The 9,170-nt window shown below is 46.9% G+C and carries 8 protein-coding genes and 1 rRNA gene; all 9 read right to left on the bottom strand.

Annotation, left to right across the window (positions count from 1 at the left end):
• Positions 1-113, bottom strand: a 16S ribosomal RNA gene (locus BLQ44_RS14865); the annotation flags it as partial.
• A 366-nt stretch (positions 114-479) separates the two neighbouring features.
• A complete protein-coding gene (gene lysS, locus BLQ44_RS14860) occupies positions 480-1,964 on the bottom strand; it encodes a lysine--tRNA ligase (RefSeq protein ID WP_093194682.1) in 1,485 nt (494 codons plus the stop codon).
• 132 nt (positions 1,965-2,096) lie between these two features.
• Positions 2,097-2,588, bottom strand: coding sequence for a 2-amino-4-hydroxy-6-hydroxymethyldihydropteridine diphosphokinase (folK, locus tag BLQ44_RS14855; protein WP_093194681.1), 492 nt, complete (start codon positions 2,586-2,588; stop codon positions 2,097-2,099).
• Entirely contained in the window at positions 2,588-2,950 is a 363-nt protein-coding gene (gene folB, locus BLQ44_RS14850; protein ID WP_093194680.1) for a dihydroneopterin aldolase, read from the bottom strand. Before folB ends, folK begins: the two co-directional genes overlap by 1 nt.
• Positions 2,943-3,773, bottom strand: a complete 831-nt coding sequence (gene folP / locus BLQ44_RS14845; protein ID WP_143004726.1) for a dihydropteroate synthase — start codon at positions 3,771-3,773, stop codon at positions 2,943-2,945. The genes folB and folP overlap by 8 nt, the downstream gene beginning before the upstream one ends.
• Before the next feature lie 108 nt (positions 3,774-3,881).
• A complete protein-coding gene (gene cysK, locus BLQ44_RS14840; RefSeq protein ID WP_093194679.1) occupies positions 3,882-4,808 on the bottom strand; it encodes a cysteine synthase A in 927 nt (308 codons plus the stop codon).
• Positions 4,809-4,907: 99 nt separating this feature from the next.
• A complete protein-coding gene (gene hslO, locus BLQ44_RS14835) occupies positions 4,908-5,795 on the bottom strand; it encodes an Hsp33 family molecular chaperone HslO (RefSeq protein WP_093194678.1) in 888 nt (295 codons plus the stop codon).
• The gene (locus BLQ44_RS14830; protein WP_093194677.1) at positions 5,792-6,592 is read right to left on the bottom strand and encodes a type III pantothenate kinase; all 801 of its coding nucleotides are present in this window, start codon (positions 6,590-6,592) and stop codon (positions 5,792-5,794) included. The genes hslO and BLQ44_RS14830 overlap by 4 nt, the downstream gene beginning before the upstream one ends.
• A gap of 461 nt (positions 6,593-7,053) precedes the next feature.
• Positions 7,054-9,090: an ATP-dependent zinc metalloprotease FtsH gene (gene ftsH, locus BLQ44_RS14825; RefSeq protein ID WP_093194676.1), complete on the bottom strand. Its 2,037-nt coding sequence runs from the start codon at positions 9,088-9,090 to the stop codon at positions 7,054-7,056.
• Positions 9,091-9,170: the final 80 nt, after the last annotated feature.

Genomic DNA, 9,170 nt, shown 5'->3' with positions numbered 1-9,170 from the left:
TCGTTCCACGAGCGTCCGCCCCGAAGGGCTTCAGCTCGCTTCCCGCGCTCGACTTGCATGTATTAGGCACGCCGCCAGCGTTCGTCCTGAGCCAGGATCAAACTCTCCATAAGAGTATTGATTAGCTCAATAGTAATTTTAAAAAAATTGACGCATGGCATAAAACATTGTTCAGTTTTCAAAGATCTACCGTGTCGCTCTCAAAACAGCGACTTAATTAATATATCATGTTGGTGTGTTTTCCGTCAACAACTTTTTATATTCTTTTTCGCTTTCGGTTTGCCGTGAATGGCTTTCCTCAATGCGACGTTTAATAATGTACCATGATTATTCAGGGTGTGCAATAGGTATAAAATTAAAAAATTTTTCTGATAATATCCTTCTTATCATCAACCTTGTTCACACCCTGCTGTGATAGTGTCTATCGATATGATAAAAGAGCAAGTCGCCTATACATAAGCAACTTGCTCCTGGATCATTTATTGTTTCTGTTTCATTTGCGGGAATAGCAATACATCGCGGATCGATGCTGAATTTGTCAAAAGCATCACAAGACGATCGATGCCGATTCCAAGTCCACCTGTAGGAGGCATTCCATATTCGAGGGACTCGAGAAAATCTTCATCCATTAAGTGTGCTTCATCATTTCCTGCTTCCCTTTCTTCTACTTGTGCTTCAAAACGTCTGCGCTGGTCGATCGGATCATTCAACTCAGAAAAGGCATTCGCATGCTCTCTTCCTACGATGAATAACTCGAAACGATCCGTGAATCGTTCGTCTTCCGGATTCTGTTTCGCCAGTGGAGAAATTTCGATCGGGTGACCATAGACGAAGGTAGGTTGAATAAGCTTCTCTTCCACTTTCTGTTCGAAGAATTCATTCATGATGTGACCGAACGTCATATTGTCGTCGACCTCTACTCCGTGCTCATCTGCAAGGCGCTTCGCTTCTTCATCACTCATCTGCTGCCAGAAGTCTACACCCGTTTCCTCTTTAATGGCATCTGCCATATGGAGACGAGCCCACTTCGGCTCCAGATCGATCTCTGTTTCTTCATAAGAAACCTTCGTCGTTCCAAGTACATCTTTAGCGATATGAGCAATAAGCTCTTCCGTGAGGTCCATGATGTCATGGTAGTCCCCGTATGCTTCATACAATTCAAGCATCGTAAATTCAGGATTGTGACGTGTGGATACTCCTTCGTTACGGAAGACTCGTCCGATTTCATATACTTTCTCCAGACCACCTACAATCAACCGCTTCAAGTGCAGCTCGATAGCGATACGCATGTAGAGCTCTGTATCAAGAGCGTTGTGGTGGGTGACGAATGGACGCGCCGCAGCACCACCCGGGATACCGTGCATCATCGGTGTCTCTACTTCAAGGAAACCGAGACCGTCGAGATAACGACGCATCGATTGGATGATTTTACTGCGGGTGATGAACGTTTCCTTACTGTCCGGGTTCGTAATGAGATCGAGGTAACGCTGGCGATAGCGTTGCTCTACATCTTTCAAACCATGGAATTTCTCAGGCAACGGGCGAAGGGATTTCGTAAGCATATGGAATTTCTGCGCTTTAACAGAAAGCTCCCCTACGTTCGTTTTGAACATGACCCCTTCCACACCTACGATATCTCCCATATCTGCAGATTTGAAAAGTTCGTAGTTCTCTTCCCCGATTTCATCCTTACGTACATAAAGCTGGATTTGTCCACTGAGGTCCTGGATATGAGCAAAGCCCGTCTTTCCTTTTCCGCGCTTAGTCATAATTCTGCCGGCTACGATAGCAGGCGCCTGCTGCTCTTCCAGGTCTTCCTTGGAGATCTCTCCGTATTGTTCATGAAGATCTTCAGCCAGATGGGTGCGTTCAAACTTATCACCAAAAGGATCGATCCCCTGTTCTCTATAGCTGTTCATTTTGTCGAGACGGACTTGCATATATTCATTCATCTCTTCAGCCATGTTCTCTCACTCCGTTCTATGTTTGATTTTGCCGCTTCAACGAAGAAAACTGCCAGCATAGCACACTGGCAGTATCGTACTATTGATTAGTATAGAAAAGACGTTCCCGGGTGTCAACGATTAGTACCTTGTTTATAGATACCTGCGAACCGCTGCTACTTCTTCTTTTGAAAGGTCTTCTACCAAAGAATCAACAGTCCTTCCCTCCGGGGGAACACACAGGTCTCTGTTCACATCAGCCAGAGGAACAAGCACAAATGCCCGTTCGTACAGATAAGGGTGAGGCAGCACCAAACGCTCTGTGTTCATCTCTGCGCCTTCAAAAATCAGAATATCAAGGTCTATCGTACGCGGTCCCCATCTAATGCTCCTCACCCGTCCCAATGAATCTTCTACTTCCTGACAAGCATCCAGGAGTGCAAGAGGAGAAAAGGAGGTATCTACCGCAATGACCATATTCAAAAAATCGTCCTGCTCTACGTAACCCACCGGATCCGTTTCATAAATGAAAGACTGCCCGTCCACCGAAATGGCCGGATTCTCTTCAAGGAGGCGGATCGCTTCCTGCAGATACCTTTTCCTCGGAGAGATGTTGGAACCGAGCGCAATATACGCCCTCTGCATCAGCTCTTACTCCGGTAAATTTCAATCGATACGGAATCGTAATGTCCTGGAATCGGTGGGTGAAGCTTATTCACACGTACGAGACATGCTTCAAGCATTCCGAATTCTTCAAAAAGCTTGGCTGCAATTTCTTCTGCCACGGTTTCCACCAGGTTCCGTGCCGGTCCCTCTACAATTTTCTTCGTCACCTCGTGAACCGCTCCATAATCGATCGATTTCGTCATATCGTCGGTTGCGGCTGCTTCCTTCAACTCTGCCTCGAGTTCCAAGTCGACGGTAAAATGCTGACCAAGCTTATTCTCCTCCGGGAACAAGCCGTGATATCCGTAAAACTTCATGCTGTTCAAATATATCTTATCCATCCTGTGTACTCCTTCCCATCATTGCATCCATCATTTTTGTCATGCGCACGATTTCTTTCACATCGTGCACCCTCGCGATTTGAACACCTTGCGCCACTCCATAACACACCGTGGCTCCAGTACCTTCCATTCGTTCAGCCGTTTCCACCTCAAGAACATCTCCGATGAATCGTTTCCGCGATGTTCCGAGCAGAATCGGGTATCCCAGTTCATGAAAATCGGATAGATGGCGCATGACACGAAGATTGTCTTCCTTCGTCTTCACAAACCCTATCCCGGGGTCGAGAATGATGTTCTCTTCCGGCACGCCAGCTTTTCGAGCAATGTGCACGCTCTCTCTAAGGTCCGTTTTCATATCCTCTATAAGGGAGGAATAATTCTTATCCTTGCGGTTGTGCATGAGAACAATCGGTACGTTCAGGCGAGCTGCCACGGAAGCAATTTCGGGATCATGCTTCGCCCCCCATACGTCATTGATCATATCAGCGCCGGCTCTCACCGCCTCTTCAGCAACATTCGATTTATACGTATCAATCGAAATCGGTACAGATACGTGTTTCTTCACTTCTCTTATCACAGGAATAACGCGGGCAATTTCTTCTTCTGCTGCTACCGGTTCATGACCGGGGCGGGTCGATTCTCCCCCGATATCAATGATATGCGCTCCGTCCTTTTCCATCTGAACGGCATGAGATATGGCACGCTCTATCTCATTGTAGTGCCCTCCGTCGGAAAAAGAGTCGGGTGTAACGTTCAAGATCCCCATCACTAACGTTTCTTTATCCAAGGAGTAGTGTTTATTTCCAACTTGTAATACGTTCATTAGATTCACCTGACTTTTCCCGTTTTCTATATCGATAATAACTGATTCAGAAGCAAAAGAAAACTGCATTCCCCTGAAAGGAATGCAGTTATCGCACTTCGGTTGTGCTTACTTGTCGTCGAATTGATATAAAGGAGTAGACAGATATCTCTCCCCATTACTCGGAATGATCGCAAGAACTTTCTTCCCTTTTCCGAGACGCTTTGCGACCTGTTTCGCTGCGTAGATTGCCGCTCCGGAAGATATCCCTCCGAGGATGCCATCTTTCCGGGCAGCTGCTCGCGCTTCCTCGAACGACTGTTCCGTAGTCACCTTAATGATCTCATTATAGATATCCGTATCCAGGATCGATGGAACAAAACCGGCTCCGATCCCCTGGATTTTATGGGGTCCCGGATTACCACCTGAAAGGATCGGGCTATCCTCCGGTTCGACGGCTACGATTTCGATATCTTTGTATTTATCTTTGAGTACTCGGCCGGCACCTGTAATCGTACCTCCTGTACCGATACCAGCAACAAACGCATCAAGCTGATCACCCATCTGTTCCACGATTTCAGGGCCCGTCGTGTTGGCGTGGACTTCTACGTTCGCCGGATTGTCGAACTGTTGAGGCATGAAATAGCCGTGAGCTTCACTCAGCTCCGCAGCTTTTTTGATTGCCCCTTTCATTCCTTCAGGACCAGGCGTCAGTACTAGTTCAGCTCCGTAAGCACGCAAAAGATTGCGACGCTCCTGACTCATCGTGTCCGGCATGACAAGTTTCGCCTGATAGCCTTTGGCAGCAGCAATCATCGCAAGGCCTATTCCCGTGTTACCACTTGTAGGCTCGACAATGATGTCGCCTTCTTTCAATTTCCCTTCTTTTTCTGCCGCTTCGATCATAGCAAGAGCAATCCTGTCTTTCACAGAACTTCCGGGGTTCATATATTCAAGTTTTAAGTAAATGTCTGCGTGGTCTTCTTCTGCACTTCCGTTCAACTTCACTACAGGGGTCTTTCCCACAAGTTCGGTTACGTTATCAGCAATTCTCATCTAACCACTCCTAATTCCCAGTATTTTAATAGGGTTTGACTCTAATCTAAACAAAAAGTCCTTCCATGTCAATTTTTATGTATGAAAAAAAGCAGAGAATTATTCTCTGCTTTCGGAAGTAGACTGGAGATCTCTCAAATCATCAGCTGTGAGCTGGTAGACTTCGTTGCAGAAATGACAGGTCGCTTCCGCCCCTCCATCTTCTTCGATCATTTTATCGATTTCTTCATCACCGAGACTGGCAATCGCCGTTTCGATACGTTCCCTCGAGCAATGGCACTCGAACTCTACCGGAAGAGAGTCGAGGACATTCACATTGTCAGAGCTCAGAATCGTATTGAGCAGTTCTTCCGGTGTCTTTCCTTCTTTTACAAGAGTCGAAACAGGCTTCATCTCAGAAAGTCTGCGCTCGATTTCCCCGATCGTTTCATCCGTTGCTCCCGGAAGCATCTGGATGATGAATCCGCCGGCTGCCATGATCGTGTAGTCTGTATCCACGAGAACACCTGCACCTACAGCGGAAGGCACCTGCTCCGAATTGGCGAAGTAATACGTGAAATCTTCGGCAATTTCACCGGAGACGATAGGAACCTGACCCGTAAAGTAATCTTTCAGTCCAAGATCTTTCACGACGCTGATCGAGCCGCTTGTGCCGACTGCCCGTTTCACATCCAATTTGCCGTGTTCATTGGAATCGAAATCAATGTGAGGGTTCTGGATATACCCACGCACGTTACCATTGGATGCCGCATCTACAATAATGGCACCAGCCGGTCCGTCCCCTTCCACCTTGATCGTCATCTTGTCGTCGCCTTTCATCATCGCTCCCATCATGGAACCGATCGTAAGCGTACGTCCAAGTGCTGCAGAAGTCGTCGCCCATACATCATGACGGCGTCTCGCTTCTTCTACGATATCTGTCGATTGAATAGCGTAAGCACGTACCTGTCCATCAAACGCTGTCGCTCGAATTAAATGGTCTTTCATTGTTTACCTCCTCGGAATATTTCTTTATCCTTGTTTCTATTATAAATGACGTTCAATCCTCTTAATGTCAGGAAAGGATCGACGTGATCGATGGTCCGCGATTCATTGGCTATCAGGTTCGCCAGCCCTCCTGTAGCAATTACGACAGGCTCTTCTCCCTGTGCCGATTCCTTCATTCTGCGAACAACTTCATCCACCTGACCTACATATCCGTAAAACACGCCGGACTGCATAGCTTCTACCGTGGACTTCCCGACGACGTCCTCCGGCTGTTTCATCTCTATTTTCGGCAATTTAGCGGCTTTGGCATACAAAGCTTCCATGGAAATATTGATCCCCGGAGCAATAGCCCCACCGGTATAGCGGCCCTTTTCATCCACATAGCAGTACGTAGTCGCCGTACCGAAATCGATGATTATTGCGGGCGTCGAATAATCCTCGATGGCTCCGACCGCGTTCACGATACGATCCGCCCCTATCTCCGCAGGATTCGGATACGTCATCTCCAATCCTTCTACGACTTGCTCGGCTCCGATGACAATCGGTGTTTTATGAAAATATTTCTCCGCCACAAGTTCAAGCGAATACATAATCGGTGGGACGACGGAAGAAATCGTCACCCCTTCTATATCTGAAAACTCGAGACCTTCATAAGCAAATAAAGACTGGATCAGCATTCCGTACTCATCTTCTGTTTTATGACGGTCCGTCTTGATCCGCCAATGATATTTTAAATCATCTTCATCGAAAACACCTAATACTGTGTTTGTATTCCCTACATCGAGCACAAAGTTCATCGAAAAAGCCTCCATCATTTGTCATTCGGCTCTTATAATATCATAAGGGTATAAAAAGCGGAACCATCCCGCTTAAAAGCTCTGGGCTAAGCAGACCGGTCAGACAAAAGTGCTCTTTCTTTTTTCTGATCCAGTCTGCTTAGACCACGGGATTTTGGATGGTATAGCCAGATTGTTTGAAAAGTGGAATCACCCCGCTTAGAAACACTGGTCATAAGCCTTTGAGAGAGCGCTTCAGGGAGAACTCCCTGGCAGCTTATGAGGCATTTCTGAAAGCTTGACCTGAAAAAATGTCTTATATTTATAGCAATCAGGCATTTCCAGTATGGATATAGGATGAAAATGGATGATAACTTCAATTATGGAACATTTTCTTAAGGAAGATCCTCTTTATTACCTCAAATCTCTCCTACATCCAAAAAGAAAGCTGCACCAAAGGCGCAGCTTCCTGAAATCACACTCTATTCTTTACGCTTATCTTCATCCGTAGACTCATCGCTTGTTTCTTCTGTACCTTGTGTTTCTTCCACAGATTCAGAAGTCTCCTCGTTTGAAGTCTCTTCTTCTTTCGATTGGACGTTCACTTTCATGTCGTCACTCTCTTCAAGAGAAGCGGACTTATGAAGATCAGAGTTGTTCTTCTTAGCCAGTTCTTCCATTTCTTCCTCAGTAGGCATACGACCTTCTTCGAACAGATACTTGATTTCTGTGGCATCCAACGTTTCCACTTCGAGAAGCGTTTGCGCCATCAATTCAAGCTTATCTTTGTTCTCTGTAAGAATATTCTTAGCACGGTCATAGCAATAATTGATGAAGTTCTGAATTTCCCTGTCGATTTCAAAAGCGATCTGATCGCTGTAGTTCTGTTCATTCTGGATGTCACGTCCAAGGAAGACCTGACCACCCTGACTGGAACCGAACTGAAGCGGTCCGAGTTTTTCACTCATACCGTACTCTGTCACCATGCTGCGAGCAATGCTTGTCGCACGTTGGAAATCGTTATGAGCTCCAGTGCTGACCTCACCGAACATAATCTCTTCAGCAACACGTCCGCCAAGCAGACCGGTGATCTTGTCGAAGAGTTCCGGTTTCGTCATGAAGTAACGATCTTCTCTCGGAAGCATTACGGCATAACCGCCCGCCTGTCCGCGTGGAACGATCGTAACCTTATGAACCATATCCGCATCATCAAGCACCATGCCGATAATGGTGTGTCCACTTTCGTGGTGCGCGACGATATCGCGTTCTTTTTTCGAAATGACACGACTCTTCTTCGCAGGACCTGCAATGACGCGGTCGATCGCTTCATCCACGTCCTCCATCTCGATTTTTTCTTTATCCGTACGAGCCGCTACGAGAGCTGCTTCGTTAAGAAGGTTCTCAAGATCCGCTCCGGAGAAACCTGGCGTACGAAGGGCAATCGTCTTCAGATCGACATCTGTTCCCAGAGGCTTATCCTTAGCGTGAACACCAAGTACTGCCTCACGACCTTTCACATCCGGGCGGTTAACCGTAATCTGACGGTCGAAACGTCCCGGGCGAAGAAGGGCAGGGTCAAGGATGTCCGGGCGGTTGGTAGCGGCAATCATGATGATTCCTTCATTCGCTCCGAACCCATCCATTTCTACAAGCAACTGGTTCAACGTCTGTTCACGCTCATCGTGACCGCCGCCGAGTCCGGCACCACGTTGACGACCAACAGCGTCCATTTCATCGATGAAAATGATACATGGCGCATTCTTCTTCGCATTCTCGAACAAGTCACGAACACGGGAAGCACCGACACCGACGAACATCTCAACGAAGTCGGAACCACTGATGGAGAAGAATGGCACTCCTGCTTCTCCCGCTACAGCACGCGCAAGAAGCGTCTTACCTGTACCTGGAGGTCCTACAAGCAGAACCCCTTTCGGAATACGGGCGCCGACTTGCGTGAACTTACGAGGATCTTTCAGGAAGTCGACGACCTCGACAAGTTCCTGTTTCTCCTCGTCTGCACCTGCGACATCTTTGAATCGTACTTTCTTCTTATCATCACTGTACATCTTCGCTTTACTCTTACCGAAGTTCATGACCTTGCTTCCGCCGCCCTGAGACTGGTTCAGCAGGAAGAAGAATAGAATGAAGATGATGACGAATGGAATAATTCCTGTAAGGAATGTCACCCATGCGCTAGGCTGTTCTTCCTCTTCGACGTTCAGGATACTTTGACTCGTAGCCGTCTCCGTCACTTGAGAAATGAACTGCTCGTTCGCAGGAAGGTGCACACTGAAGGAGTTATCTTCCCCTCCGCCTTCTAGTTGACCTTTCGCTACGTACACGTTGTTAACAGGCTGTAAGGTCAGTTCCTGGATTTCTCCATTATCGAGTCTATCTAAAAATTGGTTCACAGAAAGGGTTTCCTGTGGCTCACCTTGACCTCGAAACAGGCTTAGTATGCCGATGATAACGAGGAAGATAAGTAAGTAAAAAATTGTATTTCTGAATATCCGATTCATTGCCTACCTCCTCCTATAGAGAGAAAACTACAGTAAATAGTACCATACTGAATTCGCTTCCTACAAATAATACCTATTGA

The organism is Salimicrobium halophilum (genome assembly GCF_900100295.1).
GTDB classification, from domain to species: Bacteria; Bacillota; Bacilli; order Bacillales; family Halobacillaceae; genus Salimicrobium; species Salimicrobium halophilum.
Note: the sequence above shows the minus strand (reverse complement) of the source record. Positions and strands in the feature narration are given on the sequence as shown.

Bases quoted from the DNA above. Each gene is read 5' to 3' on its own strand.
- folK (WP_093194681.1), bottom strand. From the start codon at position 2,588: ATGCAGAGGGCGTATATTGCGCTCGGTTCCAACATCTCTCCGAGGAAA.
- hslO (WP_093194678.1), bottom strand. From the start codon at position 5,795: ATGAAAGACCATTTAATTCGAGCGACAGCGTTTGATGGACAGGTACGT.
- ftsH (WP_093194676.1), bottom strand. From the start codon at position 9,090: ATGAATCGGATATTCAGAAATACAATTTTTTACTTACTTATCTTCCTC.
- BLQ44_RS14830 (WP_093194677.1), bottom strand. From the start codon at position 6,592: ATGAACTTTGTGCTCGATGTAGGGAATACAAACACAGTATTAGGTGTT.
- folP (WP_143004726.1), bottom strand. From the start codon at position 3,773: ATGAACGTATTACAAGTTGGAAATAAACACTACTCCTTGGATAAAGAA.
- cysK (WP_093194679.1), bottom strand. From the start codon at position 4,808: ATGAGAATTGCTGATAACGTAACCGAACTTGTGGGAAAGACCCCTGTA.
- folB (WP_093194680.1), bottom strand. From the start codon at position 2,950: ATGGATAAGATATATTTGAACAGCATGAAGTTTTACGGATATCACGGC.
- lysS (WP_093194682.1), bottom strand. From the start codon at position 1,964: ATGGCTGAAGAGATGAATGAATATATGCAAGTCCGTCTCGACAAAATG.